The 26640-nt window shown below is 71.9% G+C and carries 23 protein-coding genes; 12 read left to right on the top strand and 11 right to left on the bottom strand.

What is annotated here, in order from left to right; translation table 11 throughout:
- Positions 1-58 precede the first annotated feature (58 nt).
- Positions 59-580, bottom strand: a complete 522-nt coding sequence (locus LW587_RS09225; protein ID WP_232629291.1) for a hypothetical protein — start codon at positions 578-580, stop codon at positions 59-61.
- A 356-nt stretch (positions 581-936) separates the two neighbouring features.
- Between LW587_RS09225 and dusA the strand changes: the two genes are divergently transcribed.
- Positions 937-1959, top strand: coding sequence for a tRNA dihydrouridine(20/20a) synthase DusA (dusA, locus tag LW587_RS09220; RefSeq protein ID WP_269780321.1), 1023 nt, complete (start codon positions 937-939; stop codon positions 1957-1959).
- A 76-nt stretch (positions 1960-2035) separates the two neighbouring features.
- Here the strand turns inward: dusA and LW587_RS09215 are convergent, their stop codons facing one another.
- Positions 2036-4444: a putative bifunctional diguanylate cyclase/phosphodiesterase gene (locus tag LW587_RS09215; RefSeq protein ID WP_232629290.1), complete on the bottom strand. Its 2409-nt coding sequence runs from the start codon at positions 4442-4444 to the stop codon at positions 2036-2038.
- A 337-nt stretch (positions 4445-4781) separates the two neighbouring features.
- On the opposite strand from LW587_RS09215, the gene LW587_RS09210 reads away from it, so the two are divergent.
- From LW587_RS09210 to LW587_RS09190, 5 genes are all read left to right on the top strand, one after another.
- Complete coding sequence (locus tag LW587_RS09210; protein ID WP_232629289.1) at positions 4782-4964, top strand: hypothetical protein; 183 nt, start codon at positions 4782-4784, stop codon at positions 4962-4964.
- A 98-nt stretch (positions 4965-5062) separates the two neighbouring features.
- Positions 5063-7408, top strand: a complete 2346-nt coding sequence (locus LW587_RS09205; RefSeq protein ID WP_232629288.1) for an Orn/Lys/Arg decarboxylase N-terminal domain-containing protein — start codon at positions 5063-5065, stop codon at positions 7406-7408.
- Between the two features lie 68 nt (positions 7409-7476).
- Entirely contained in the window at positions 7477-8034 is a 558-nt protein-coding gene (locus LW587_RS09200) for a GNAT family N-acetyltransferase (RefSeq protein WP_232629349.1), read from the top strand.
- Between the two features lie 546 nt (positions 8035-8580).
- A complete protein-coding gene (locus LW587_RS09195) occupies positions 8581-8763 on the top strand; it encodes a hypothetical protein (protein ID WP_232629287.1) in 183 nt (60 codons plus the stop codon).
- Between the two features lie 232 nt (positions 8764-8995).
- Positions 8996-11239, top strand: coding sequence for an NADP-dependent malic enzyme (locus LW587_RS09190; RefSeq protein ID WP_232629286.1), 2244 nt, complete (start codon positions 8996-8998; stop codon positions 11237-11239).
- A gap of 118 nt (positions 11240-11357) precedes the next feature.
- Here the strand turns inward: LW587_RS09190 and LW587_RS09185 are convergent, their stop codons facing one another.
- The 4 genes from LW587_RS09185 to LW587_RS09170 are packed head-to-tail and all read right to left on the bottom strand — an operon-like array spanning position 11358 to position 13718.
- Positions 11358-11924 carry a DNA-3-methyladenine glycosylase gene (locus LW587_RS09185; RefSeq protein ID WP_232629285.1) on the bottom strand — a complete coding sequence of 189 codons (567 nt, stop codon included), beginning with the start codon at positions 11922-11924 and terminating at the stop codon, positions 11358-11360.
- 12 nt (positions 11925-11936) lie between these two features.
- Positions 11937-12647, bottom strand: coding sequence for a ribonuclease HI (rnhA, locus tag LW587_RS09180; protein ID WP_232629284.1), 711 nt, complete (start codon positions 12645-12647; stop codon positions 11937-11939).
- Positions 12648-12693: 46 nt separating this feature from the next.
- A complete protein-coding gene (locus tag LW587_RS09175) occupies positions 12694-13500 on the bottom strand; it encodes a hypothetical protein (RefSeq protein ID WP_442919108.1) in 807 nt (268 codons plus the stop codon).
- Positions 13497-13718 carry a hypothetical protein gene (locus tag LW587_RS09170; protein ID WP_232629283.1) on the bottom strand — a complete coding sequence of 74 codons (222 nt, stop codon included), beginning with the start codon at positions 13716-13718 and terminating at the stop codon, positions 13497-13499. The genes LW587_RS09175 and LW587_RS09170 overlap by 4 nt, the downstream gene beginning before the upstream one ends.
- Positions 13719-14156: 438 nt before the next feature.
- Here LW587_RS09170 and LW587_RS09165 point away from each other — a divergent pair, with 438 nt between their 5' ends.
- Both LW587_RS09165 and gshB read left to right on the top strand, forming a co-directional pair.
- A complete protein-coding gene (locus LW587_RS09165) occupies positions 14157-14501 on the top strand; it encodes a hypothetical protein (RefSeq protein WP_332839829.1) in 345 nt (114 codons plus the stop codon).
- 309 nt (positions 14502-14810) lie between these two features.
- Positions 14811-15773, top strand: coding sequence for a glutathione synthase (gene gshB / locus LW587_RS09160; protein WP_232629281.1), 963 nt, complete (start codon positions 14811-14813; stop codon positions 15771-15773).
- 24 nt (positions 15774-15797) lie between these two features.
- On the opposite strand, the gene LW587_RS09155 is transcribed toward gshB, so the two are convergent.
- Positions 15798-15959: a hypothetical protein gene (locus LW587_RS09155; protein WP_232629280.1), complete on the bottom strand. Its 162-nt coding sequence runs from the start codon at positions 15957-15959 to the stop codon at positions 15798-15800.
- 748 nt (positions 15960-16707) lie between these two features.
- On the opposite strand from LW587_RS09155, the gene LW587_RS09150 reads away from it, so the two are divergent.
- Both LW587_RS09150 and LW587_RS09145 read left to right on the top strand, forming a co-directional pair.
- Entirely contained in the window at positions 16708-18084 is a 1377-nt protein-coding gene (locus tag LW587_RS09150) for a lipopolysaccharide biosynthesis protein (protein ID WP_232629279.1), read from the top strand.
- A 2-nt stretch (positions 18085-18086) separates the two neighbouring features.
- Positions 18087-19232: a GNAT family N-acetyltransferase gene (locus LW587_RS09145; RefSeq protein WP_232629278.1), complete on the top strand. Its 1146-nt coding sequence runs from the start codon at positions 18087-18089 to the stop codon at positions 19230-19232.
- Positions 19233-19298: 66 nt separating this feature from the next.
- Here the strand turns inward: LW587_RS09145 and LW587_RS09140 are convergent, their stop codons facing one another.
- Together LW587_RS09140 and LW587_RS09135 are read right to left on the bottom strand one after the other, a co-directional pair.
- On the bottom strand, positions 19299-19868 hold the full coding sequence (locus LW587_RS09140; RefSeq protein ID WP_232629277.1) for a hypothetical protein: 570 nt from the start codon (positions 19866-19868) through the stop codon (positions 19299-19301).
- Positions 19869-20360: 492 nt separating this feature from the next.
- Positions 20361-23678, bottom strand: a complete 3318-nt coding sequence (locus tag LW587_RS09135; RefSeq protein WP_232629276.1) for a helicase-related protein — start codon at positions 23676-23678, stop codon at positions 20361-20363.
- A gap of 434 nt (positions 23679-24112) precedes the next feature.
- Here LW587_RS09135 and upp point away from each other — a divergent pair, with 434 nt between their 5' ends.
- Positions 24113-24769 (top strand): uracil phosphoribosyltransferase, encoded by a 657-nt coding sequence (upp, locus tag LW587_RS09130; RefSeq protein ID WP_232629275.1) that lies wholly within the window; start codon positions 24113-24115, stop codon positions 24767-24769.
- 11 nt (positions 24770-24780) lie between these two features.
- On the opposite strand, the gene LW587_RS09125 is transcribed toward upp, so the two are convergent.
- Together LW587_RS09125 and LW587_RS09120 are read right to left on the bottom strand one after the other, a co-directional pair.
- Positions 24781-25062, bottom strand: coding sequence for a type II toxin-antitoxin system RelE/ParE family toxin (locus tag LW587_RS09125; protein WP_232629274.1), 282 nt, complete (start codon positions 25060-25062; stop codon positions 24781-24783).
- Entirely contained in the window at positions 25059-25283 is a 225-nt protein-coding gene (locus tag LW587_RS09120) for a hypothetical protein (protein ID WP_232629273.1), read from the bottom strand. Before LW587_RS09120 ends, LW587_RS09125 begins: the two co-directional genes overlap by 4 nt.
- 107 nt (positions 25284-25390) lie before the next feature.
- Here LW587_RS09120 and LW587_RS09115 point away from each other — a divergent pair, with 107 nt between their 5' ends.
- Positions 25391-26404 (top strand): NAD(P)H-quinone oxidoreductase, encoded by a 1014-nt coding sequence (locus tag LW587_RS09115; protein ID WP_232629272.1) that lies wholly within the window; start codon positions 25391-25393, stop codon positions 26402-26404.
- The last annotated feature ends 236 nt before the right edge of the window (positions 26405-26640 follow it).

Raw genomic sequence — 26640 nt, 5'->3', positions numbered from 1 at the left:
CCACCGCGCGGGCGACCGGCCGCTCAGGGCGATCCCGGCCCGGAGCGGCCCAGCGCCGTCACTGTTCGTCGATGGACGCGCCCAAGCTCTTCATCATCTTTTCCATCTCGTCGGCGTATTCCTTGTCGGCGTCCGGCGAGGCCCAGTAACAAATCAGCAGGTGGCGCTTCTCCTCCGACCGCGGCACGATCGAAAGGTAGCGCAGGACGGTCGGCTTGCCCTCGTAGGTCGCGGGATAATCTGATTTCTTGATCACGAAGTTCGGATAGGCTTTTTCGTCCTGCTTGGCTGCCCCGGTGACGGTCACGCCCTGTTCGTCAAAATACTTGTTGTGCTCATCCAAGATCTTAGCGAATTGGCTTGGCTTATAGTTTTCAAACCAAATATAGATTTCCTCATCGGCGGTGTTCGCTTGAATGCCCCGCTTGCTGTCCGTGACTTCCCAGGTCGCAGGAATATCGACCGTGATCGGCGGATCGCCGGGGACGACTTTGACCTTTTTCGCGAGGACAGGCCCGCTGGCCAGCATCAAAAGAGCGACGGCACCGACCGCAGCCCGTGCAAAACGACTGGAAAACACTGTAAGCCCTTTCGACCCGACTGAAAAAGACGCTAGCCGCAGTGTCTCGGCTGCGCAAAACACAAGATGTTCAACGGCACAGGTCAGTCGCGTCGGCCCGTGAGGACGCTCGGCGCGCCGCCTTCACACCCTTCGACAGACGGTGACCCGGGTTCGGGCGCTCGGTGGGCCGCCGCCGCTTTGGCCCCGCGGCGCGCCCATGGTATCCGGCGCCCCGGTGCGCGTTCGGGGATGCGGGCCGCCCGGCGGCGGGCCGCCCACGGGCGCCGATCCATGGCCGGCCGATGGGCCGACCCGATCGCGCAAGCGTTCAGGCAAGCGTTCCGGCAAGCGACAGACATAGAGAGCGGATCGACGTGACGGCGGGCATCGACATTCCCGACCCGCTCAGCGGGTGGCAGTTCAGCGTGGCCCCCATGATGGATTGGACCGACCGGAATTGCCGGGCGTTCCACCGCACGCTGTCGCGCCGGGCCCGGCTCTACACCGAGATGGTGACGACGGGGGCCGTGCTGCATGGCGACCGGGAGCGGCTGCTCGGCTTCGGACCCGGCGAGCAGCCGGTGGCGGTGCAGCTCGGCGGCTCGAACCCCGGGGACCTCGCCCAAGCGGCGCGGATCGCGGCGGCGTTCGGCTACGCGGAGGTCAACCTCAATGTCGGCTGCCCGTCCGACCGGGTGCAGGAGGGTCGCTTCGGCGCCTGCCTGATGCGCGAGCCGGCCCTCGTCGGCGAGTGCGTGGCCGCGATGAAGGCGGCGGTCTGCGTACCCGTGACGGTCAAGTGCCGCCTCGGGGTCGACGATCAGGACACCGAGGAGGCCCTCGACGCCGTGGCGGAGGCGGTCGTCGCCGCGGGCGTCGACGGGCTGATCGTCCATGCCCGCAAGGCCTGGCTGAAGGGCCTCTCGCCCCGGGAGAACCGGGACGTGCCGCCCCTCGATTACAGCCGCGTCGCTCGTCTCAAGGCGGCCCGGCCGGGACTGCCGATCGCGGTCAACGGCGGCATCGCGGACCTCGCCGCGGCCCGGGCCCGGCTCGCGGAGGTCGACGGGGTGATGGTGGGGCGGGCCGCCTATACCGAACCTGCGCTGCTTCTCGAGGTCGATCCCGCGCTGTTCGGCGAGCCGGCGCCCGTCGCGGACGCCTTCGCGGCCATCGAGGCGCTGGCGCCGACGATCCACGACGCGCTGGCCGCCGGCACGCGGCTGCACGCCTTCACCCGCCACATGCTGGGGCTGTTCAACGGGCGGCCCGGGGCGCGGGCCTACCGGCGCCACCTCGCCACCGCGGGCATGGCCCCGGAGGCGGATCTCGCCACCCTGCGGGAGGCGGTCGCCAAGGTCTCCCGTGAGCGCCCGCCGGAGCGGGCGGCGGCCTGAGGCCGTAAGCCGGGCCCCGGGTTCGGCCCGCGAGGGCCATGGCAGGGGCGATGGCGCCCCGGCGCGGCCTCCGGGATCAGGCGGCCCGGCGGGTGGCCCCGTTCCAGACCTCCAAGAGGGCGGGCAATGCGGAGGCCGGCACCGGCCGGCTGAACAGATAGCCCTGCACCTCGTCGCAGCCCTCTTCGCGCAGGCGGGCGAGCTGCTCGGGCGTCTCGACACCCTCCGCGGTGGTCGTCATGCCGAGGCTGCAGGCGAGGCTGATGACCGCCCGCACGATGAAGCCGGAGCTCTGCTCGACCGTGAGGTCGCGGGTGAAGCACTGGTCGATCTTCATCTTGTCGAAGGGGAAGCTGCGCAGGTAGCTCAGCGAGGAATAGCCCGTGCCGAAATCGTCCATGGCGATGCGGGTCCCCAAGCCCCGCAGGGCGTGCAGGATCGCGACCGTGGCGTTGCCGTTCACGAGCAGCACGCTCTCGGTGATCTCCAGCTCCAGCCGCCGGGCCGGCAGGCCGCTCGCGGCGAGCGCGGCGCTCACCGTGCCGATCAGCTCCGCGGAGGTGAACTGCGCCGCCGAGACGTTGACCGCGACCTTGAGGTCGTCGGGCCAGCCCGCCGCCTCGCGGCAGGCCTGGGCCAGCACCCACTCGCCCAGCGGCACGATCAGGCCGATCTCCTCGGCGAGCGGCACGAACTCGGCGGGCGAGACCCGGCCGCGGGTCGGGTGGGTCCAGCGCAGCAGCGCCTCGAAGCCGCAGATCCGCTCCGCCGCGAGATCGTAGATCGGCTGGTAGTGCAGCTCGAACGCCTTCGCCTCGACGGCGGCGCGCAGGTCGAGTTCCAGGGCGCGCCGGGCCTGGAGGCGGGCATCCATCTCCGCCTCGAAGAAGCGGAACACGCCGCGCCCGTCGCCCTTGGCGCGGTAGAGGGCGACGTCGGCGCATTGCATCAGGCGGTCCGGCTCCAGCCCGTCGCCCGGCGCCATCGCGATGCCGATGCTGACGCCGATCGTGACGGAATGGTGGGTCAGGACGTAGGGCGCGCTCACCACGTCGCGGATGCGCTGGGCCAGGGTGGCCGCATCCATCCGCCCCTCGATGCCGGCCTGGATGATCGCGAATTCGTCGCCGCCGAGCCGGGCCACGGTGTCGACTTCGCGCAGGCAGGCCTTCAGCCGGTGGGCCACGGCCCGCAGGAGCTCGTCGCCGACGGCGTGGCCCAGGGTGTCGTTGACCTGCTTGAAATTGTCGAGGTCGAGGCAGAGCATCGCGAAGCCCGCATCCCGCCGGGCGAGGGTGATCGCCCCCTCGATCCGCTCGCGCAGGAGCAGGCGGTTCGGCAGGTTCGTCAGCGTGTCGTGGCGGGCCATGTAGGCGATGCGGGCCTCCGCCTGCCAGCGCTCGGTCACGTCCTCGTAGATCGCCACGAAGCCGCCGCAGGGCAGCGCGTGCATCTCCCCCGAGACCACCTGTCCGCTGCCGAGCTGCTGGATCTGCGCCGGCGCGGCGCTGATCCGCATGAGGGCATCGATCTCCGCCAGGACGTCGTCCGGGTCGCGGCCGGGATGGCTGCCGGCCTCGACGTTGCGGCGCAGCACGTCGGCCGCCGACATGCCGCGGGCGAGGGCGCCGGGCGGAAGGCGGAAGATCTCGTGATAGCGCCGGTTCGCCACCCGCAGCCGGTGGGCGTCGTCGTAGAGCAGGAAGCCCTGGGGCATAGTGTCCAGGGCCGCGTCCAGCCGGGTGGCGTGGTCGCTCAGGGCCTCCTCGCGGGCACGCCCGGCCGTCAGGTCGAGGAGCAGGGTCAGGGCGCCGCCATCGGGCAGCGGGCAGCGCCGGGCCCGGACGCGGCGCCCGTCGGCCAGGTCGGCCTCCTCGCCGTCGGCGAGCCCGCGCAGGTGGGCGGAGGGGGCCGTGGACAGGACCACGCGCCCGTCGGCCTCGGTCAGCACGAGGCCGAGCGCCTCCCGGCCGATGCCCGCGGCCAGAGCGGTCCCGATCCGGGTCTCGGGGCTGCGGCCTTCGGCTTCCCGGCGCCCGGCGAGCGCGTCGTGGGCAGCGCGCAGGCGCGCGAGAGACGCGAGCAGCCGGTCGAATTCGAGGAGACTGGCGCGGCCGGGCGCGGGGGGGGACGCGTCGGCCGGGGCGACCGCCGCGATCTCCGCGGCCATGTCCTGGGCGGCCTGCGCCGCTTGGCCGATCGCCTGGGCGAGCCGCACCGTCATCAGGGCGACGAGCAGCAGGGCCAGGCCGCCCGTGCCCACGACGATGCCCACGCGCTGCGCCCGGCCGAGGCCGAACTCCGCGCCGAGGACGACCGCGACGAGACCGACGACGATCAGGCCGAGCGTCAGCCCGGTGACGAGGACCCGCTCCCGGATCGTCTCCGACAGGGGGTCGAGTTCGGGCGAACCCGGATGGGGGCGATTCTCCGCGCCAGCGGATCGTCCCCCCGGGCTTCCGCGATGTTCCGCATGCGCCTGCATGATGCCCCGGGCCGTCTCGCTCGTCGTCCGAGGCTTAGCCCCCCTGGGGTTAAGGTGAACTTATGGCGGGTTGCATGGACCATGCGCGGTTGTCCTGCTCCGCGCGTCCGGCCGAGCGGGGGGCGCGGCCGGGCCCAAGCCTCGGCCTCAAGCCCAAGCCCAGGCCCCAAGCCTCGGCTTCAAGCCCAAGCCCAAGCCCAGGCCCCAAGCCTCGGCTTCAAGCCCAAGCCAGGCCCGAAGCCTCGGCCTCAAGCCCCGAACCCAGGCTTTAGGCTCACGCGATCGCGAAGCGGGCGGCACCATGCTCGCGCAAGCCGCATCGGTTAGGGTGGGTCCCATGAGCACGCCGCCCGCCCACCTCCTCTCCCTCGGCATCGGCCTGACGATTGCTTCCGCCTCTGCCGTGCTCGAACGGGCGGGCTACGCCCATTCGGCCGAGATCACCCTGGGCGCGGCCTTGGCGGCCGCCGCCGTCCTGACCCTGCTGCGCGCCGTGCCGTCCTGGTTCCAGCCCGACTGAGCGGGACGGCCGGTCGCAGATCGCGGCCGAGTGTCATCGAATCGTCGCGGATGGGCCGGAAAGGCAGGGTTCGACCCTCACGAAAAGAGCCCGGCTCCATGGATTTTCACCGCCGCTTCACCGTCCTGATGTGCACGCCCACCTTCGAGCCGGGCGACCTGGAGGGCGCGCGGGTCGAGCAGATCGTGGCAGCCGTCGAGGCGCGCGGCTTCGAGGTGGTGCGGGCGCGCCGTGTCGAGGACGCCTCGATCGCGGTCCAGACCGATTCCGCCGTCGGCTGCCTCGTGGTCGATTGGGGCAAGCGCGGGCTGGAGGGGAAGGCTGCCGCCCTCATCGACATGATGCGCAAGCGCGGCCTCGAGATGCCGATCGTCATCATGGTCCGCCGCAAGCGGCTGGAGGACATCCCGGTCGAGCTCCTCGACTTCATCGACGGCTACATCTTCCTGGCGGAAGAGACCCCCGAATTCATCGCCCGCGGCCTCGTCTCGCGCGTCACGCAGTACGCCGACACCCTCAAGACGCCGTTCTTCGGCGCGCTGGTCGACTACGCCGAGGAGGGCAACCAGCTCTGGACCTGCCCCGGCCACAACGGCGGCATTTTCTACAATCGCTCGCCGATCGGCCGGATTTTCGTCGAGCATCTCGGCGAGGCGATTTTTCGCGATGATTTGGACAATTCCGTCCTGGATCTGGGCGACCTCCTCACCCACGAAGGCCCTGCGCTGAAGGCCCAGAAGGAAGCCGCCGCGATCTTCGGCGCGGAGAAGACCTACTTCGTCCTCAACGGCACCTCGGCCTCGAACAAGGTCGTGCTGGGCTCGCTGGTGGCCGAGGACGACCTCGTCCTGTTCGACCGCAACAACCACAAGGCCGCCCATCACGGTGCCCTGCTGCTCGCCGGTGGCATCCCGATTTTTCTCGAGACCGACCGCAACGCCTACGGCCTGATCGGGCCGATCTATCACGAGGCCTTCGACGAAGAGCGGATCCGCGACAAAATCCGGATGAATCCGCTGGTGAAGGACAAGGAGGCGTGGCGCAAGGAGCGCCCGTTCCGCTGCGCCGTCATCGAGCAATGCACCTATGACGGCACGATCTACGACGCCCAGGAGATCGTCGAGCGGATCGGCCACCTGTGCGACTACATCCTGTTCGACGAGGCCTGGGCGGGCTTCATGAAGTTCCACCCGCTCTACCAGCGCCGCTTCGCCATGGGTCTGACCGGGCTCGACGAGACCTCGCCCGGGATCATCGCCACGCAATCGACCCACAAGCAGCTGGCCAGCTTCTCCCAGGCCTCGCAGATCCATACCCGGGACGGGCATATCCGCGGCCAGACCCGGCGGGTCGAGCACAAGCGGCTCAACGAGAGCTTCCTGGTGCATGCCTCGACCTCGCCGTTCTATCCGATCTTCGCCTCGCTCGATGTCGGCGCGCAGATGATGAAGGGCCGCTCCGGCGTGGTCCTGTGGGACGACACGATTCGGCTCGGCATCGAGTGGCGCAAGAAGGCGCGGGCGATCCGCAAGGAATTCGAGGAGCGCGAGGCCGACCCGAAGCGGCGCTGGTTCTTCGATCCCTTCGTGCCCGACGTGGTGACCGGCCCCGACGGCACCGAGACCCCGTGGGAGGCGGTGCCGACCGACGCGCTCGCCGCGGATGCCCGCTACTGGGAACTGACGCCGGGCGCCGCCTGGCACGGCTTCACCCATGTCGCCCCGGGCTTCGCCATCACCGATCCGAACAAGCTCACGGTGCTGACGCCCGGCTTCGACCGCAAGACCGGCGCCTATGCCGATCACGGCGTGCCCGCGCCGATCGTGGCGCAGTACCTGCGCGAGAACCGGATCGTCCCGGAGAAGAACGATCTGAACTCGCTGCTCTTCCTGCTGACGCCGGGCGTCGAGTCGTCCAAGGCCGGCACGCTGATCTCCGGCCTCGTCGCCTTCAAGCGGCTGCACGACGACAACGTGCTGCTCGACGACGCCATGCCGGAATTCGTGCGGGCGCGGCCCAAGCGCTACCGCGGCGTGCGCCTGCGCGACCTCTGCGCCGACTACCACGCCTTCCACCGCGAGTCGGGCACCTCGGCGCTCCAGCGCAAGCAGTTCATGCCCGAGCACCTGCCCGAGATGGTGATGCCGCCCAAGGCCGCCGCGCAGATGCTGACGCGCAACCGGGTGGATTACGTGCCGATCGCCGAGGCCGAGGGGCGCATCGCCACGACCCTGATGCTGGTCTATCCCCCGGGCATCGGAACGGTGCTGCCGGGCGAGCGGCTCGACGCGCGGGCCAAGCCGATGCTCGACTACTTCAAGATGTTCGAAGCCGCCTCCAACCTGTTCCCGGGCTTCGAGGCGGAGATCCAGGGCGTCTACCGCGAGACCGATCCGGACGGCCGCATCCGCTTCCACACCTACGTCCTGCGCGAGGGCGCCTGATGGCGCCAGGCGCGCAGGAGGGCGCCCCGCATCGCTCGGAGCCGGCCGATCCGGCCGATTGGCCGGACATGGTGATCCGGCCCTCGTCGGATGCCGACGTGCCGGCGATGATCGCGATCTACGAGCGCCACATCCGCAGGGGGGTCGGCGACGCGGGCGACTTCGAGGAGGAGCGCCTGCTGCCCGACGAGCTCAAGCGGCGGCGCAAGAACATGCGCAGCAAGCGCCTGCCCCACCTCGTGGCGGAGCGGGACGGGCAGGTCGCGGGCTATGCCTACGCCGTGCCCTTCCGCAAGCGCCCGGCCTACCGCTACACCCTCAAGCACTCGATCTACGTGCATCCCGACCACCTGCACGCGGGCATCGGCCGGCGCCTCCTGCCCGCGCTGATCGAGGCCTGCGCGGCCGGCGGCTACCGGCAGATGATCGGCTATATCGACGCGAAGAACGAGGCGTCGTTGCGTCTGCACGAGGCCTGCGGGTTCGTGCGCGTCGGCTACCTCCCGGCCATCGGCTACAAGTACGGGCGCTGGAGCGACAGCGTCATGGTTCAGTGCCCGCTCGGCTCCGGCGCGGAGGACCAGCCCTTCGCCTCGTGGCACCGCCGTGGTGAGCCGGCCGTCTAGGGCGTTCCTCGGACCGAGGCCCGCGCACCCGCCGTCCGAGCGGGCCCGCACGTCTGCGGCATGGCGCGGACGATCCTCGAAGGACGACGATCGCGGGCATGTCCGCATGCGCAGATTTTCCCCCGCTCACGCCATCGGCCCCTTGAGATTGCCGGAGGGGTTTTGACCTCCATGAGGGCCCGGAGGGTCTGGAAGAGTTGCCGAATGCCGCGAAGACCCTCCTGAAAGCCCCCCCGAACGGCCGGCCCGCCGAGGGGCGGCCGCGTCCGGACGCTGTCGCAAGACGCGTCGTGACGCTGCGGGGCGGGGTGCATCGCGACGCGGGCGCACGGGGATGGGACGACGGAGCCCCAGGATGCCGGCGATGGGTTTCGGAGGCTCGAAGCAAGAAGCGGGCCTTTGTCTGTCGAAATCATCGGTTCGTACAGTCGGAGTGGTGACAGAGTTCCTGATTCATTGTGCTGTTTTTGTCACTCGAAGTTCCCTCCTCTGCTGACAGAGCGATGAATTGCGGATAACCGCAGAGGAAGGCGCGATGGTCGGAGGATGAACAAGGTTTCGGATGTCGGGACTGGCCGCATCGATCCGCCGGAAGGCGGACGGCCGGCGTTCGAGACGAGGCTGTCACAGGCACGGCGAGAGATTGGCCCGTGTCTGCGCGAGACCAAGCAGAAGGCAGCTGGCTTCGCCCAGACGACAATCGACGCCGCCTCGGATTTCGGTCTGTAGCGCGCTGATGCCGCTTGAAGGCGGCAGGATGACTTGCGGGCGCAAGTCGAGGACATCAAGGGCCGCGTGAAAGAACGGGGCGGGCAGGCCGCCACAACGGTCAGGGCCGCAGGCGCAGCCGCGGGACCGGAGGCTTTCCCGTCTCCATCGCGGCTTCGGACGAGCGCCCGTCTCGCCAGAGCTTCACAAGAAGAGGCACGATGACAGTGCCGGTGATGAGAAGGACAAGGTCATGCGTGAGACCCACCCCGCGACCCGTGACGGGGCCGATGCCGGCGCGATCGACGCCCTGACTCAGGCCGCTTTGGACTATCACCGCTACCCCAGCCCGGGGAAAATCACCGTCCTGCCCACGAAGGACATGACCACCCAGCGCGACCTCGCGCTCGCCTACTCGCCCGGCGTCGCCGCCGCCTGCCTCGCCATCAAGGACGATCCGCGCGAGGCCTCGAACCTCACCGCGCGCGGCAACCTCGTCGCCGTGATCTCGAACGGCACGGCCGTGCTCGGGCTGGGCAATATCGGCGCGCTGGCCGGCAAGCCGGTGATGGAGGGCAAGGGCTGCCTGTTCCGCAAGTTCGCCGGCATCGACGTGTTCGACATCGAAGTCGACGAGACCGATCCCGACAAGCTGGTCGAGATCATCGCCGCGCTCGAGCCGACCTTCGGCGGGATCAACCTCGAAGACATCAAGGCGCCCGAGTGCTTCATCGTCGAGACGAAGCTCCGGGAGCGCATGAAGATCCCGGTCTTCCACGACGACCAGCACGGCACCGCCATCGTCGCCGCGGCGGCGCTGCTGAACGGCCTCAAGGTGATCGGCAAGCGCATCGAGGACGTGAAGCTCGTCTGCTCGGGCGCGGGCGCCGCGGCCATCGCCTGTCTCAACATCGTCGTGGGGCTGGGGGTGCGCAAGGAGAACATCCTCGTCACCGACAGCCGCGGCGTGCTCAGCACGAGCCGGCTCGCCCAGCTCGACGCGCAGAAGGCCCTCTACGCCCGGGACACCGACGCGCGCTCGCTCGCCGACGCGATGCACGGTGCCGACGTGTTCCTCGGCGTCTCGATGGCCGGCGTGCTCACGCCCGAGATGGTCGGGACCATGGCCGAGCGGCCGCTGATCCTGGCGCTCGCCAACCCCGACCCCGAGATCCGACCCGAGGCGGCCAAGGCGGTGCGCCCCGACGCGATCATCGCCACCGGGCGCTCCGACTACCCGAACCAGGTCAACAACGTCCTCTGCTTCCCCTTCATCTTCCGCGGGGCGCTCGATGTCGGCGCCTCGACCATCAATGAAGCGATGAAGCTCGCCGCGGTCCACGCCATCGCCGAACTGGCCCAGGCCGAGCCGTCGGACGTGGTGGCCGCCGCCTACGGAACCCAGGACATCCATTTCGGGCCCGATTACCTGATCCCGCGCCCGTTCGATCCGCGCCTGATCCTCAAGGTGGCGCCGGCCGTGGCCCAGGCCGCCATCGACAGCGGCGTGGCGAGCCGGCCCTTCGCCGACGTGGAGAGCTACAGGCGCTCGCTCCAGCGCTACGTCTACACCTCCGGCACGGTGATGCAGCCGATCTTCGCGGCGGCGGCCGGGGCGGAGACGAAGCGGATCGTCTACGCCGAAGGCGAGAGCGACATCGTGCTGCGCGCGGCGCAGGTGGTGGTGGACGAGGGTCTGGCCCGGCCCGTCCTGGTCGGGCGCGCGGACGCCATCCGCGCCAAAATCGGCCAGCTCGGTCTCCGGCTCGACATCGGCCGCGACGTGGACGTGCACGGCGACGCGGCCACCGAGGGCGAGGGGGGCCGCGACGGCACCGCGATCGGGGCCGCGCTGGTGAAGGCCGGCAGGGCCGACGGGCTGATCTGCGGCACCTCGGGGACCTACGCGGCCCACCTGCGCACCGTCGAGACGGTGATCGGCCTGAAGGAGGGCGCAGGCGGCTTCGCGGCCATGAACCTCCTCCAATTGCCGCGGCACACGCTCTTCATCTGCGACACCTTCGTCAACCTCGATCCGACGGCCGCGGAACTGGCGGAGATGACCCATCTCGCCGCGGAGGCGATGCGCCGCTTCGGCCTGACGCCCCGCGCCGCCCTGGTGTCGCATTCGAATCTCGGGACGGCCGAGGATCCCGCCGCCGCGAAGATGCGCCGGGCGCTGGACCTCATCACCCGGCGGGAGCCGGACCTGGAGGTCGAGGGTGAGATGCATGCCGACGTCGCGCTGAGCATGTCCCTGATGAACCGGGTCTTCCCCGGATCCCGGCTCACGGCGGAGGCCAACCTCCTCATCATGCCGAACCTGGGGGCGGCCCACATCACCTTCAACGCCTTGAAGGTGGTGGCCGGCCAGGGCGTCAGCGTCGGGCCGATCCTGCTCGGCGCGGCCAAGCCGATCCACATCCTCACGCCCACCAGCACGGTCCGGGGCATCGTCAACATGACGGCCCTCACGGTGGTCGAAGCCCTCGCTTGAGGCGTCACGGCCGAGCGCCGGGGATCGACGGGGACCCCCGGCGCGCGCCGGCCCAGGCGGCGGCCGGCTTTCGGACACAGCGGATCCGGCACCCTCGCCGTCGCGCGCGGGTGGCGCCTCATCGTATCGCTGACCTTGGCCGCGGCAGCGGCCGGCTCAGATAGGGCGAGCCCGCCCACACGAAGCGCCACGGCGTCTCGACCCCCTTGGTGATGCCGATGCGGGTCGTCGCCGCCACCGTCACCGGCCCCTCCGGGGGCCGCCATCCGAACGGCGCCCGGTCGAGCGGGGCGCCGTCATGCGCGCCCTCGATGCCGAGCGCCTGGGCGAGGCGGCCCGGCCCGGCGCAGAGGCGCCGCGGGTCGTCGAGGCCGCGCCGCGCCCGCATCGCCGCGAGGCCGTCGCCCGGCGCCAGCGCCCGCAGCAGCACGGCGCTGCCGGTCTCGCAGACGAGGTTGAGGCACCAGTGCAGGCCGTAGGAGCGGTAGACGTAGGCGCGTCCCGGCGGCCCGAACATGCTGGCATTGCGCCGGGTCGGGCCGGAGACGCTGTGCGAGGCCGGGTCCGAACGGTCGTAGGCCTCGGTCTCGACGATGGCGCCGCCGACCCCCTCGACCAGAAGGACATGCCCGATCAACGCGGCCGCCACCGTCGCCGCCGGCCGGTCGAAAAAGGCGGGCTCCATCGCCTCGGCCCGTCAGGAGGCCTTGCGCGTCAGCCCGCCCCGGACCCGGGCGATGCCCTCGGGGCCGAGATCGAGGGCGAGGCGCACCGCCTCCTCCAGATAGGCCTGGGGCGTCGTGCCGGCCCGGGCGGCGGCGCGGGCGACGGCATGGGCCAGATCGCTGCCGAGGCTCATCGGAGCGGTCCCGGCCTCGTTCGGGACGGACGCGGCCGGCGGGGGGGCCAGCGCGGCGGCGGATGTGGCCGAGGGGGCGGTCGAGGGAGCGGCCGTGGACGCCGTCGGGCCGGTGATGCCCAGCAGCGCCTCGCGGCGGCCGAGCGTCGCGAGGCGGTCGGCGCGCTCGTTGCCGGCCTCGCCCGCATGGCCGCGCACCCAGGTCCAGCGCACGTCGCGGGCGGAGGCCAGCGCGTCGAGGCGCTGCATCAGGTCGATGTTCTTCACCGGACCGGTGGCGGTGCGCCAGCCGCGCGCCTTCCAGCCGCGCATCCACTCGGTGACGGACTTCACCACGTACTGGCTGTCGCAGCGCATCTCGATCTGCGCGCCTTCGGGGAAGTGTTCGAGGGCGCTGATCGCGGCGGTCAGCTCCATGCGGTTGTTGGTGGTGGCCCGCTCGCCGCCGCGCAGCTCGACCGTGCGGGCGGGGTCCTGGATCACCGCGCCCCAGCCGCCGGGGCCGGGATTGGGATCGCAGCCGCCATCCGCGTAGACGATGGTTCGCATGGGTGCCTGCGTGTTTCGGGGTCGAGCCGCGCCTGAAGGGGGGAGTCTAATACTTGGCCACCACCGGCGGGGCCAGGGTGGCCTCGGTGGCGGCGGGCTCGGCGAGGCCGCAGCGCGCGGCGGCCTCCGGGGGCAGCAGCGGGTCGAGCAGCCGGCGCCGCGCCTCGAGGAAGGCGAGTGCCTGCTCGGCAGGCACTGCCTCGCGGCCGGGCATCTCGACCAGAAAATGCTCGAGGGCGTAGCGATAGCCCGCGAGGCGAAGGCCGGTTTCCAGGCGCATCCAGGCGACGAGGCAGCGGTTCTCGGCGACCCGCATGGCGGCCTGCCGCAGATCCCACTCGTCGAGGCTGCGCGCCAGCGGCAGCGCCCGCAGCCGCATCGCGTCGGCTTCGAACACGCGCTCCGCCACGCCGGCGAAGGCCTGGATCAGGCGGGCATCGGCGGTCGCGTCCTCCGAGAGGCGGCGATAGCGGGAGACCGGCGAGCGGAACGGCCCGGCGATCAACCCTTCGTGATAGGCCGGGATGTCGGCGGGCCGCCAAGCCGGCGGCAGGGCGCGCACCCGGGTGAGGTTGGCCAGGGCGTCCTCGAAGGCCGCGCGCGGCTGCGCCGGCATCAGGAAGCGCCACGCCCGGTCGCGCAGGAGCGCCTCGTCGTCGGTCAGCGGCGAGGCCGAGGCCGGTTCCCCGCGCTCGCGGGCCGCGAGCGTGCCGGTGGTCTCGACGAGCCCGTTCCAGGCGCTCTTGGCCGGCCGCCCGAAATCGCCCTCCTGGGCACAGGAGGCCAGGAGCCAGGGGGTCAGCAGGGGGGCGAGCAGGAGGGGAAGGCGGCGGCCGCCGCCCCCGCGGGTCACTTGCGGCGGCGCTGCGGGACCGCCGGAGCGTCCACCTCCGGCAGCCTCTCGTAGCGCACGCCCGTGAACAGCAGGATCTGGCCGCGCGGCGCATCCGCCGCCTCGTCGCGGCGCAGGCGGCGGGCGGGCGCCGTGCGGAACGGCACCACGGAGCCGGCCGTGTTCCGCTCGCGGGCGGGGATCGGCGGGCGCTGGATGGAAGGCGTCGAAGGCGTCATGGGCGTGGCCCCGTCGTGATGGGTGGCGGCGGAAGCCCGTCCCCGGGCAGGGCGCGCCCTCGAGGAGCGACGCGGACCGGGGACGGCGCTCCTTGGACGGAGGAGCCGTCCGGCCGAGCGGTCTGCAGCCATGCTCAGCACGACGTGGTTAACGGAGTGTTTCCAGCCCGGCGTCGAGGCGTCGCAGGGGCGGAGCTGTGGCCGTGCGGCCCACTCCTTGCATCGTGGTTTCGGCCCATGGCGGGCGTTTCCTCCCTCGACTTCGGCCCCGGGCGCAGCCGCCGCGGGGCCGTTTTTCGATGGGTTCCCCGCGGGCCGGCCGGCCCCCCACCGCGCGGGATGGGCACCGCACCCATCGACGTGCTGCGCTTGCTAACCCGCGGCAATGCCCGATATGCGGGGCTTCAGCCCTCTTGATCGAGCGAAGGACAAGGCAGGATGCGTCCGGACTTCTCACGACTTGGCAGGCGACCCCGCGGTCCGTCGCGTGGATTGGCCGCGGCCCTGAGACTCGCCCCCTTCGCCCTCATGGCCCTGGCCGCGACCCCGGCCCAGGCGCAGCGCGAGGATCAGGGGCTGCAGCTCGGCTGCGCCAACGACTATTTCCGCCTCTGCGCTGGCGTCGATCCCAACAGCCCGGACGCGGAATCCTGCATGAACCGCAACCGCGCGCGCCTCTCGCCCGAATGCCGCTCGGCGATCTCGGATTACGACCGGCGCAGCGGCGGCGGCGCCTCCCAGCCCCGCGGCCGCTCCTCCCGCGGCGCGCAGCCCGAGGACTAGAGCGCTCTTCCGCCGAAGGGGATGCCGGTTCGGCGCCAGCGCGCCCCACGACAGAGGCGCCCCACGACAGAGGCTCGGAGCCGTCCGAGAGATCGGATCCGGGACGGCGCTCTCGGCTCCGGTGCCGCATCCGCGGTTTCGAGGAGCTGACCCCTCCCGCCCGGGCCGATGCGGGCGGCGCGCCGTCCCGGATTCCTCGCGGGGTCTCGGACGCCGCGAGACGGCGTAGATCGGCCCGCCTCGCCTCCCGCGCCAACGGCGCGCGGGCATCCGGCCAGAGACATCGAGCAAGCTTCCGGGGACGAGAGCATGGCGCTGACCGTCGCGGTCCAGATGGACCCGATCCAGTCGATCCGCATCGCGGGCGACACCACCTTCGGCCTCATGCTGGAGGCGCAGGCGCGCGGCCATCGCCTCTACACCTACACGCCCGACCGGCTGTCGATGCAGGGCCGGCTCGTGACGGCCACCGCCACGCCGGTGACCGTGCAGGATGTCGAGGGCGCGCACGCGACGCTTCTCCCGCCGGAGCGGATCGACCTCGCCACGGTCGACGTGGTGCTGATGCGCCAGGATCCGCCCTTCGACATGGCCTATGTGACGGCCACCCACATGCTGGAGAGGATCGCCGACCGCACCCTGGTGGTGAACGATCCCGTCGAGGTTCGGAACGCCCCCGAGAAGCTGTTCGTCCTCGACTTCCCCGACCTGATGCCCCCGACCCTGATCTCCCGCGACCGGGCGGAGATCGAGGCGTTCCGGGCCGAGCACGGCACCATCGTGATGAAGCCGCTGCACGGCCATGGCGGGGCGGCGGTGTTCCGGGTCTCCGAGGAGGACCCGAATTTCGGCTCGATGTTCGACCTGTTCTCGGTGACCTTCCGCGAGCAATGGGTGGTGCAGCGCTTCCTCGAGAAGATCACCGAGGGCGACAAGCGCATCATCCTCGTCGACGGCGAGCCGATGGGGGCGATCAACCGGGTGCCGGCCCGGGGCGACATCCGCTCCAACATGGTGCGCGGCGGCGCGGCCGGCCCGTCCGACCTGACCGAGCGCGAGCGCGAGATCTGCGCCAAGATCGGCCCGGAGCTGCGGCGGCGCGGCCTGATCCTCGTCGGCATCGACGTGATCGACGGCCACCTGACCGAGATCAACGTGACCTCCCCGACCGGCGTGCGCACCATCCGCCGCCTCGGCGGCCCTGATCTCGCCGGACCGATCTGGGACGCGATCGAGGCCCGGCTCGCGGCGCGGCGGAGCGCGTCCCCGTAACGGCCCGGCCGCTCGGGGCGCGCGTTACCGGAACACCGGCAGCCCGAGGCCGATCAGGACGAGCCCGAGGATCAGCAGGACCCCCGCCGCGGTCTCGGCCAAGGCCGCCCGCGTGGCGAAGCGGTGGGCGCAGCCTGCCAGCACCGTGCCCGCCACCAGACAGGTGAGGCTTGCCAGCGTCACCATCGCGACGTCGCCGTGCCGATGGCCCGCGGGCCCCGGGCTGCGGACCGATGCGACGCGCCCTCACGCCGAGGGCCGGGGCGATCCTCCCACGCGCGGAATACGGTGCGGCCCTTCCCGGGAGGATCGGACGGGGGACGACGGAACGGCAAAAGACGGCCTCGTGACGGTCGGGGTTCGAAGCCGGTTCGGGGCGGGGCAGGCGTCAAGCGGAACCGCAACGCCGGCGGGCGAGGAAGGGTTCTCGGAATCGAGGCTGATCCAGGCGTTCGACGCTCCCTTTATCCGATAGGACGACCTGAATTACACACATCTCTGCGAGGTCGATCATCGAGGCCGCGCCAAGATCAGAGCAGGCGGCTCCGAGAGGGCGCTTGTCGTCTGATCACGGGGATCAATCAGGAATTGAGTCGTGTCTTCGCGCGCCCTCGGAAGCGGAGTGCGATCGCCGCCGCCGTGCTTCGTGCCTCGGTGGGTTGGGACAACTACTGGGATATTGAGGAGCGAGCGGGGTAATACGGACACGCGACCTTCTCAGATCAGAGGATGACCGGACATCCTTGGGACGGAGGCTCGCGTCTGCGCAGTCCACCTTGTGGAAGGGCGACCGTCGACCACCGACCGGCCCCGGGTGCATCCCGCGGCTCACGCGCCTGCGCCGGGCTTAACCCGCCCGAAACGCCGCCTGCGGCAAGCTCCGGCTCGGGCGTGCCGGCCCCGTCCCCTGCCGGTGCCCGGTGAAGGACGCGCCATGGCGCTGGACGAGACGATCGCCGGTCCCCTCCCCGGCCCTTCGCATCCCCTCGTCCGGGGCCTCGCGCGCCTGCGCGCCGCGCGCAACGGCGCCGGCGAGGCCGCCCTGGGCGTGTTCGGGCTGCGCATCGCCGCGGCCGGCTTCGCCTACCTCGCGCAGGTCATGATGGCCCGCATGATGGGCGGCACGGAATACGGCATCTTCGCCACCGTCTGGGTCTGGATCGCGATTCTCGGCCACACCGCGACGCTCGGGCTCGGCCAGGGCGCCTGCCGCTTCCTGCCCGCCGAGCGGGCGCGAGGCGATCTCGCCGCGATGCGCGGCTTTCTAATCGGCGGCGCCTTCGCCAGCGCGGCGGGCGGGCTCGTCCTGGCGCTGGCCGGCCTCGCGGTCGCCCGGATGCAGGGCGGCCTGCTGGCCGGTCCCTACGGCGAACTCATCCTGGTCGCCGTCTGCGTCGTGCCGCTCTTCGCCTTTCAGGACTATCTCGAAGGCGTGGCCCGAAGCCAGGGCTGGCCCCTCCTCGCCATCGCCCCGCCCTACCTCCTGCGCCAGGGCCTGATCATGGTGGGCATGGCCGCCGCCGTGCTGTTCGGCGCGCCGGCCCATGCCTGGGTCGCCATCGCCTGCACCCTGGTGGCGACCGGCGCCGCGGCGACGGTCCAGGGCGTGGTGCTGCTGGTGCGCCTGCGCCGTCGCCTGCCCCCGGGCCCTCGCCGCACCCGCTGGCGGGTCTGGCTCGGGGCCTGCCTGCCGATCGCGGCGGGCGAGCTCGCCGCCAGCGCCTTCGGCTTCGTCGACGTGGTCCTGCTGGGCTTCCTCGCCCCGCCCGCGGCGGTGGGCCTCTACTTCGCCGCCACCCGCATCCAGCAATTCGTGGTCTTCGTCTCCTATGCGGCCTCCGCCGCGACCGCCCAGCGCTTCGCCGCCGCCCGCGCCGAGGGCGACGAGGCGGGCCTCGCCGCTCTGGTGCGGGTCCAGGCGCGCTGGACCTTCCTCGGCACCGCGGTGGTCGGGCTCGGCGTGTTGGCGACCGCCCCCCTCCTGCTCGGCCTGTTCGGCTCGGATTTCCACGACAGCCTGCCGGTGCTGGCGATCCTGGTGGCGGGCGGCGTCGCGGCGAGCCTGTTTGGGCCCGGCGAGGATATCCTGATCATGCTCGGCGGCGAGCGCCTCTGCGTCGGCATCACCCTCGCCATGCTGGGGCTCGCCGTCCTCCTGTGCCTCGCCCTCGTGCCCGCGCTCGGCATGATCGGGGCCGCGATCGCCATGGCGGGGGCCACCGCCCTGCGGGGCTTCGCCATGGCGGCGGGCGCCAAGGCGGTCCACGGCATCTCGACGCTGGCCTTCGCCTGGGGCCGCGGGGCCGCCTGACGATGGGACATCCCCTGCACCGTCCACCCGCCCCCGGCCCCTGGTCTGCTGCCGTCGAGAGCGTGGGCGCCCTCGAGCCCGAGGCCTGGAACGCCCTCGCGGCCCGGGCGATCGCGCCCCAGCCCTTCTATGGCCGCCGCGCGATCGCGGCGCATCAGGCCAGCGGCCTCGCCCCCGCGGGCCTCGCCGCCGTCGTCGTGCGCGGGACGGACGGGCTCGAGGCGGTGCTGCCGTTCGAGCTGCGCGCCGACGTGATCGGCCTCGGCGGCACGGTCGCCCAGCCCTTCCTCTCGCGCCTCGTCACCGCGAGCCTCCCGCTCGTGGCCGAGGGGCCGGCTCTCGACGATCGGCTCGACGCCCTGGTCGAGGGGCTCGCCCTGGCCTCGGGCGGGCGCTGCTGGCGCTGGCCGCTCCTGCCCGTGGCCGGCCGCCTCGGCGCGGGCCTTCTGGCCGCGATGGCGCGGGCCGGCTGGGGCGTGGCGACGGTGGCGGCGTTCGCGCGCCCGGTCCTCGACCGGCGGGCGGACCACGCCGCCTTCCTCGCCGGCCATCCGCACCGGGGCCGCCTGAAGGACCTGCGCCGCCGGCGGCGGCGGCTCGGGGAGAGTGGGACGCTCGCCTTCGTGTCCGCGACCGAGGGTCCGGCCCTGGAGCAGGCCCTGGAGGAGTTCCTGGCCCTGGAGGCGGCCGGCTGGAAGGGCGCGGCGGGCACGGCCCTGCGGTGCGGTGCGGACACCGAGGCGCTCGCCCGGGCCCTGTTCCGGGCGGACGGGGCCCCCGCCGTCCGCGCCGACCTCCTGCGTCTCGACGGCCGGACCATCGCGGCGAGCCTCGCCCTGGTGGCGGGCGGGACCGCCTTCCTCCTGAAGACCGCCTACGACGAGGGTTCGCGTGCCCAGGCGCCGGGGCTGGTGCTGGAGGCCGACATCGTCCGGGCCCTCCACGACACCGCCTTCGCCGACCGTCTCGACTCGGCCACCCTGCCGGGCTCGGTCCTGGAGAGCCTCTATCCCGACCGCGAGACCATCGCCGAGATCCTGGCCGTGCCGCCCGGCCCCAGCCTGCTCACCCTGGAGCAGCGCGTGCACCTCGCCCGCCTCGCCCACCGCGCCCGCGCCGAGGCCAAGCGCCTGCTCGGCCGGCGCTGAGGCCGATTCTTCACGCGGGCACGCCGCCGGCCGGTTCCCGCCTCACCGCGGAATCGTGCGCCGCACTCACGGCCCCATGAGCCCCCAGAGTCTTTCCTTGAAGAAGGCCGCGATGAGGGCACACAGAGCGATGAGGGTCGTGATGAGCCAGCGCCCCTTGCCGGTTCGCGACTCATTCATGCGCTTGTTGATTTCCGGCCGTGCCGCATGCAGCGTATTCGCCGCTTTCGGAAGCGTTTCGAATAGCTGCCGATGCCGGACGTGATCGAGGATTTGTCCATCGCCGAGATGGTGTTGAACGCCCAGGTGACTCTGTGCTTCGGCACAATCTGCCAGGATCGCCACGTAATCCTTTACATCGCCCGTCACGATGACGTTTTTATAATCTTCCTTGAAGAGATTGATCTCATCGAGGGCCAGTAGAAGGCCCGCCTCGGCCGCCTCGTAACTCGCCCGCTGGGCATGGCCTCCCGCCTTTCGCAGCTGATCTTGATCGAGCAGTTGCGCCTGATCGTCGAAGGCAAAGCGGAGGTGGTAGCCCGCATACCGCATCTCGTTGATGGCGGGGATGCCGGCCGCCTTGCGGAAAAGCTGGACCTTCGCACAAAGCTCGGACGCTTCGTCGTATTCGACCAAGAAATTCCGATAATCGCTTGCGATTGTGAAGTTATCGCTGGTCTTTTGCGGTAGGTTTTAAGTCATAGCGTCGGACGGATTCGTATTCCGCGTCTATGTCCTCTTTGGTATAATATTGTCCCCTCTGCAACAGGACATTTCCATGCGAGCGTTCCGCAACCACGCCACGAGCCAAGCGCTCGCGATCGGCCTCCGTGTTCGTCGGAGGAGCCGGGGGAAGTTCGAGCGCGCTGAAAAGCTTCCTGATCATGCTCATGACGCGTCGCGTCGCGTTTGGCAGCTCGCCTGAGCGGCGGGAGCGCGTGCCACTGCCGAAACGGTTGCAGGCACGCGAGAACACGGCGCCATCCCCCTCGTCAATCAGGAGTGGAAAGGTGGGGCGCATGCCTTGCCAAATCGATCGCGCGATGACCGGTCGCGATGAGGGGCGTGGCTTTTACCCGAAGTCCACGCCCCTCCACGGTCGCTTTGGACGACTCCGGCGAGGCTTGCTCAGCCGCGCCGATCCTGCGCCTCCCGCAAGGTCCGCAGCAAAGCCGCGGCCTGCTCGGCCCGCCTCGGCGGGGTGTCGCTGCTCTGGCGCAGGACCACGCGCCCGTCGCGCAGAGTGATCGCGTCCGAGACCGGCATGATCGGCGGGGCCGTGCCGGCGCGGAAATCCGCCGCGATCCCCTGCGGACCGCCGGTCAAGCGGGCGATCCCCAGGGCGCGGCAGGCGATCCGCAGGCGCGCCAGGGTGAAGAGGGCCTCGACCGGCTCCGGCGGGGCGCCGAAGCGGTCCTCGATCTCGTCGTGCAGGGCGTCGAGATCCTCCACGGCTTCCAGGCGCAGCAGGCGGGTGGTGAGGCTCAGGCGGATCTCGGGCTCGGGCACGTAATCCGCGGGGACGCGGCCGATCAGGCCGAGCTTCACCTCCGGGGTCCAGTCCTCGGCCGTCTCGCCCTTGGCGGCGCGCAGGGCCAGCTGCAGCAAGTGCTGGTAGAGCCCGAGGCCGACGAGGGTGACGTGACCGGCCTGGTCCTCGCCCACGAGGTCACCCGCCCCCCGCAGGTCGAGATCGCGGGCCGCGATGGCGAAGCCCGCCCCGAGCCGGTCGAGGGTCTCCAGCGTCCGCAACCGTTTCTCGGTGGCGGGCGAGAACGGCGTGTCGGGGAGCCCGCACAGGTAGGCCGCCCCGCGCCGCTGCCCGCGCCCGACCCGCCCGCGCAGCTGGTGCAGCTGGGCGAGGCCGAACCGCTCCGCGTCCCAGACCAGCATCGTGTTGGCCCGCGGCACGTCGAGCCCGCTCTCGATGATGCTGGTGGCCAGCAGCACGTCGCCCTCGCCCTCGGCGAAGCGCACCATCGCGGCGTCCATGTCGGCGGCCCGCATGCCGCCATGGGCCGTGATCACGGTGAGGCCGGGAACGAGGGTGGCGAGGCGCTGCGCCATCGGGGCGATGTCCTCGATGCGCGGGCAGACCACGAAGCTCTGGCCGCCGCGGCGGTGTTCGCGGGTCAGCGCCGCCCGCACGCTCTCTCCATCGAAGGGGGCGATCACCGTCCGGATCGGCTGGCGCACGGCGGGCGGCGTGGCGATCACGCTCAGGCTCTGCAGGCCGACCATCGCCGCCTGCAGGGTGCGCGGGATCGGCGTGGCGCTGAGCGTCAGGAGATGGGCGTCGCCCGCCGCGCGGCGCAAGGCGGCCTTGGTCTTGGCGCCGAAGCGCTGCTCCTCGTCGATGATCGCGAGGCCGAGATCGGGCAGGCGCACGCCGCGCCCGGCGAGCGCCTGGGTGCCGACGACGAGGCGCACCGTGCCGTCGGCGAGGCCCTGCTTCACCCGCCGGGCCTCGGCCGGCGGCACCAGCCGCGAGAGATGCGCCACCTCGATGCCGAAGCGGGCGAAGCGCCGCCGAAAGGTCTCGACATGCTGGCGCACCAGCACCGTGGTCGGCGCCATCACGGCGACCTGCCGGCCGGCGAACACGGCTGCGGCGGCGGCCCGCAGGGCCACCTCGGTCTTGCCGAAGCCGACATCGCCGCAGACCAGCCGGTCCATCGGCTCCACGCGGGCGAGGTCGGCCAGAACCGCATCGATCGCCCGCGCCTGATCGCCGGTGAGCGGGTGGCCGAACCCGGCCGCGAAGCGCTCCATCTCGCGCTCGGGCGCGACGAGCGCGGGCGCGCGGGCCCGCCGCCGGTCCTCCGCGGCCGTCAGCATCGCCCGGGCGGCCGTGGCCAGGGCGGCTTCCGCCTCCAGGCGGCGCCGGGGCCAGGTCCCGCCGTCGAGCCGGTCGAGGGTGACGGCCTCGGTCTCCGAGCCGTAGCGCCAGATCCGGTCGGCTTGGGAGGCCGGGACCATCAGGAGGGCCGCGTCGGCGAAGCGCAGGCGCAGGGCGTCCTCGTCCGCCCCGTCCTCGCCGCCCGGGATCGTTGCGAGCCCCTCGAACACGCACAGGCCGTGGTCGCGGTCGATCGCCACGTCGCCGACCCGCAGCTCGACCTCCCCGAGCGGCAGCGCGGCGGCGCGACGCGCTTCGCCCGCGACCGCTCCGCCGAACAGGTCGGCGGCGGCGATCACCGTGGCGTCCGCCCCGGGCACGTGAAAGCCTGCCTCGACCGGGGCCTCGAGCGCCAGCATCGCGCCGGGGGGCGCCGCCGCGACCTCGCTCCAGGCATCGATCAGGCGCACCGTGCTGTCGCCGAGGGCGGCGGCCTCCCGCACGAGGCGGCGCAGGGGCGCCTTGGGGCCGGCCAGCACCACCCGGTCGCCGGCCTTGCGCCGCGCATCCACGGTCCGGGCGAAGGCCGCGGCGGGCCGACGCTCGTGGACGAAGGCGGGCAGCGCCACGCGCGCGCCCTCGTCCGGGTCGGCCTCCGTGAGGCAGCGCTCCGCCACAAGCGCCCGCCACGCCTCGGGGGTGAGGTATAGGTCCGCCTCCGCCGCACCCTCCGCCGCACCCTCGCGGGCCTCGGCGAGCTGCTCGAAGAAGGCGGCGACGCGGGCCTCGACCCCGGCCTCCACCACGAGGCGCGCGCCGGGCACGGGGTCGAGCACGGTGGCGAGCCGCGGGTAGAGGCGCGGGAGCCGGTGCTCCTGCCCCGTGAACGGCGTGGGCGGCGCGGCCTCCGAACCGGGCTCCGGGACGATCTCGCTGGCGGGATCGATCACCAGACGCTCGGTCTCGACGCGGGAGCGCTGCGACACCGGATCGTAGGAGCGGATCGCCGTGATGCGGCCGTCGGCATGCTCGACCCGGCAGGGCAGCGGCGCGGCGGCGGGGAAGATGTCGATGGTCCGCCCCCGGACCGCCACCTCGCCGGGCTCGTCGACCCGGTCGTCGATGCCGTAGCCGAGCCGCCGCAGGGCGGCGGTAAGGGCCTCCGGATCGAGCCGATCGCCGACGCGCAGCTCGAGATGGGCCGAGGCCCAGACCTCCGGCGGGGGCACCCGCTGCAACAGGGCGGGCGCCGTGGTCAGGAGAATGTCGGGGGGTGAGGCCGGGTCGGTCAGCCAGCGCAGCACCCCGGCCCGGGCGCCCATGACGCCGCGCGAGGGCGAGGCGCGGTCGAAAGGCAGGCAATCCCATTCGGGATAGACTGCGACCGTCCGCTCCGGCGCCAGGGCCCGCAGCACCGCGGCGATCGTCTCCAGGCGGCGCGCGTCCCGGGCCACGTGGACGAGGGGCCGCGCCGCGCCCGCCAGATCGAGCAGGGCGACCGCGAGCGCCCCCGTGGGGACCAGCGGGGCGAGCCCCACCTCCGGCGCCGCCTCGCGGCGCGTCGCCGCCTTCGTCGGGGCCTTCGTTTGAGCCTTGGGCTTTGCCATGGATGATCCGTCGCGCACCGTTTCGAGGGCTGGCTTTCGGGAACCCCGGTCGGCCCCCCGGTTTCCGTGGCCCGCCCCGCGATCCCCAGCCGTCGCGCGCTGCAAACGGTCGCGTGTCCGCGTCCTGGTCCGCACTTTGGTCCGCACCCCGATCCGCGTCGCGTCGCCATGGCGGAGGGCGGCCCGCCTGCGGCCCGTCGGCCCTCGCCGCCGATCGTCGGGACCGCCTCGAAGCCGTAGAAATCAGCCCTCGCTGCGGCTCTCGGCCGCCGTCCCTGACGCCATCGGTGCTGCCTTCCGGCGCCCGGCGCTCCAGCAGGCTGGCCCCGTCCCGTCGAAACCGCCGGGAAAACCGCGCGGGCGTCTCGGCATCCGGCGTCAGGCTGTGGCATCGTCGCGCCCGCGCCGACAGGGTCCGGCGCCAGGGAGGTTCGATGTCGAGGGGGGCAGGCAGCGCCGGGGCGGCGCCGGTCACGGTGGTCGATCATCCGCTCGTCCAGCACAAGCTGACGATGATGCGCGACCGCGACCGCTCCACGAAGGGGTTTCGCGAACTCCTCAACGAGATCGGCATGCTGCTGGCCTACGAGGTGACCCGCGACCTCCCGTTGGAAGCGATCTCCATCGAGACGCCGATCGGGCCGATGGAGGGGCGCCAGATCGCCGGCAAGAAGCTCGTGCTCGCCCCGATCCTGCGGGCCGGCGTCGGCTTCCTCGACGGGATGCTCTCGCTGATGCCCTCGGCCCGGGTCGCCCATGTCGGGCTCTACCGCGATCCCGACACGCTCCAGGCGGTGGAATACTACTTCAAGAGCCCGTCGGATCTGGCCGACCGCACGGTGCTGGTGCTCGATCCGATGCTCGCCACCGCCAACTCGGCGGTCGCCGCGGTGGAGCGATTGAAGAGCCGGGGCGCCCGGGACCTGCGCTTCGTCTGCCTGCTCGCCGCGCCCGAGGGCATCGCCCATTTCCAGGCGGCGCATCCGGACGTGCCGGTCTGGACCGCGTCGATCGACAGCCACCTCAACGAGCACGGCTACATCGTGCCGGGGCTGGGGGATGCCGGCGACCGGATGTACGGGACGCGGTGAGGCGGTCCTGCCTAGGTCAGGCGCCGCCGGGCCGCGTGGCGGACCGTCACGATCACGACCGCATCCTCCGTTGTGTTGACGGTGTAATAGATCAGATCAGGCAATCGCGGAACGACGAATCGCCGGATGTTCGGCCGGACGATCCGTCCGGCATCGGGAAAGTCCGCCAGAAGCTGGAACGCGTCTCGGATGGTCCGCTGCACGTTGAGGGCGGCCGTCGGATCGTGCCGGTGAATGAAATCGGCGATCCGGTACAATTGCCCGACAGCCCGACGGGAGACCTGCAGCTTCACCGCTCGAAACTGCGAAAGGCCGCCGCGACTTCGTCCTCTGAGGCGATCTCGCCCCGCTCGATCTCCGCAAGACCAGCCAGAACGTCTTCGAGATGGTCGGGGTCGATGTCGTCTGCGGCGCCGAGTCGAGCGAGGCCGAGCATGGCCTCGGCGATCGTGTCCTGATCGGCGGCGGGCAGTCGGCGTATCGCCTCGACGGCCTGTTCGAGCAGCTTCGTCATCGGTCACCTTCGGACCGTCAGTCTAGCACGCCTCGACGGGCGCCGTCCCGCGCGCCATGTGTGCGGGCATGCGAGCGGGCGCCCCGATCCGCCGACAGGAGTTCCCGATGACGAGCCAGAGCCCGCCCGACACCATGCGCCAGATCCGCTTCGGCGGTGCGGGCGGGCCGGAGGTGATCGGGGTGGAGACCGCCCCGGTGCCGAAGCCGGGGGCCGGTCAGGTGCTCGTCGAGGTCGTGGCCGCGGGCGTCAACCGGCCCGACCTCATGCAGCGCCAGGGCAGCTACCCGCCGCCCAAGGGCGCCACCGAGATTCCGGGGCTGGAGATCGCCGGCCGCATCGCGGCGCTTGGCGAGGGCGTGAGCGGGCTCGCCGTGGGCGACGAGGTCTGCGCGCTCCTCATCAGCGGCGGCTATGCCGAGTTCGCGCTGGCCGAGGCGGGGCAGGTGCTCAGGAAGCCCGCCTCCCTCTCGCTCACCGAGGCGGCGGGCCTGCCCGAGACCGTCTTCACGGTCTATTCCACCGTCATCCAGCGCGGGCGGCTGCAGCCGGGCGAGACCTTCCTGGTCCATGGCGGATCGAGCGGCATCGGCTCCACCGCGATCCAGATCGCGCGCCAGCACGGCGCCCGGGTCTTCGCGACCGCGGGCTCGGCCGAGAAGTGCCGCTTCTGCGAGGAACTGGGGGCGGAGGCCGCGATCAACTACCGCGAGGCCGATTTCGCCGAGGAGCTGAAGCGCCTCACCGAGGGCAAGGGCGTCGACGTGATCCTCGACATGGTGGGCGCGGCCTATCTCCAGAAGAACATCGCCTCGCTCGCGGTCGAGGGCCGGCTCGTCCAGATCGCCTTCATGCAGGGCTACAAGGCCGAGAGCCTGACGCTGACGCCGATCATGCTCAAGCGCCTGACGATCACCGGGGCGACCCTGCGGGCGCAGTCCAAGGAGGCGAAGGCCGCCATCGCCGAGGGCGTGACGCGGGAGGTCTGGCCGCTCGTCGAGTCCGGAAAGATCCGCCCCATCGTCCATGCGACCTTCCCGCTGGAGGACGCCCGCAAGGCCCACGAACTGATGGAGACGAGCGGCCATTCGGGCAAGATCCTGCTGACGACCGGGCGCTGACGGGCCCCGGCGGCGGTGCGCGGCGGGGAACCGCCGCCGCGCGCTGGGCTTGGTGAGGCGCGGCGGCCCGGTCCGTGGCCGCCCTCCCCTTCAGCCTCCCTCGCAAGGTTTCCGATGCATCCCCTCGCGCGCGCGCTCACCGTGGCGCTGGCTCTCGCCCCATGGCCGGCCATCGCCCAGACGGCGCCCAGCACGGCCGGCGGCGCCTCCGGCGCGGCACCGGCGGTGCCCTCGCC

This window comes from Methylobacterium sp. Leaf118 (assembly GCF_920984675.1).
Classification (GTDB): domain Bacteria; phylum Pseudomonadota; class Alphaproteobacteria; order Rhizobiales; family Beijerinckiaceae; genus Methylobacterium.
Note: the sequence above shows the minus strand (reverse complement) of the source record. Positions and strands in the feature narration are given on the sequence as shown.

Bases quoted from the DNA above. Each gene is read 5' to 3' on its own strand.
- LW587_RS09215 (WP_232629290.1), bottom strand. From the start codon at position 4,444: ATGCAGGCGCATGCGGAACATCGCGGAAGCCCGGGGGGACGATCCGCT.
- LW587_RS09210 (WP_232629289.1), top strand. From the start codon at position 4,782: ATGAGCACGCCGCCCGCCCACCTCCTCTCCCTCGGCATCGGCCTGACG.
- LW587_RS09205 (WP_232629288.1), top strand. From the start codon at position 5,063: ATGGATTTTCACCGCCGCTTCACCGTCCTGATGTGCACGCCCACCTTC.
- LW587_RS09200 (WP_232629349.1), top strand. From the start codon at position 7,477: ATGGTGATCCGGCCCTCGTCGGATGCCGACGTGCCGGCGATGATCGCG.
- LW587_RS09195 (WP_232629287.1), top strand. From the start codon at position 8,581: ATGAACAAGGTTTCGGATGTCGGGACTGGCCGCATCGATCCGCCGGAA.
- LW587_RS09190 (WP_232629286.1), top strand. From the start codon at position 8,996: ATGCGTGAGACCCACCCCGCGACCCGTGACGGGGCCGATGCCGGCGCG.
- LW587_RS09185 (WP_232629285.1), bottom strand. From the start codon at position 11,924: ATGGAGCCCGCCTTTTTCGACCGGCCGGCGGCGACGGTGGCGGCCGCG.
- rnhA (WP_232629284.1), bottom strand. From the start codon at position 12,647: ATGCGAACCATCGTCTACGCGGATGGCGGCTGCGATCCCAATCCCGGC.
- LW587_RS09170 (WP_232629283.1), bottom strand. From the start codon at position 13,718: ATGACGCCTTCGACGCCTTCCATCCAGCGCCCGCCGATCCCCGCCCGC.
- LW587_RS09165 (WP_332839829.1), top strand. From the start codon at position 14,157: ATGCGTCCGGACTTCTCACGACTTGGCAGGCGACCCCGCGGTCCGTCG.
- gshB (WP_232629281.1), top strand. From the start codon at position 14,811: ATGGCGCTGACCGTCGCGGTCCAGATGGACCCGATCCAGTCGATCCGC.
- LW587_RS09155 (WP_232629280.1), bottom strand. From the start codon at position 15,959: ATGGTGACGCTGGCAAGCCTCACCTGTCTGGTGGCGGGCACGGTGCTG.
- LW587_RS09150 (WP_232629279.1), top strand. From the start codon at position 16,708: ATGGCGCTGGACGAGACGATCGCCGGTCCCCTCCCCGGCCCTTCGCAT.
- LW587_RS09145 (WP_232629278.1), top strand. From the start codon at position 18,087: ATGGGACATCCCCTGCACCGTCCACCCGCCCCCGGCCCCTGGTCTGCT.
- LW587_RS09135 (WP_232629276.1), bottom strand. From the start codon at position 23,678: ATGGCAAAGCCCAAGGCTCAAACGAAGGCCCCGACGAAGGCGGCGACG.
- upp (WP_232629275.1), top strand. From the start codon at position 24,113: ATGTCGAGGGGGGCAGGCAGCGCCGGGGCGGCGCCGGTCACGGTGGTC.
- LW587_RS09120 (WP_232629273.1), bottom strand. From the start codon at position 25,283: ATGACGAAGCTGCTCGAACAGGCCGTCGAGGCGATACGCCGACTGCCC.
- LW587_RS09115 (WP_232629272.1), top strand. From the start codon at position 25,391: ATGACGAGCCAGAGCCCGCCCGACACCATGCGCCAGATCCGCTTCGGC.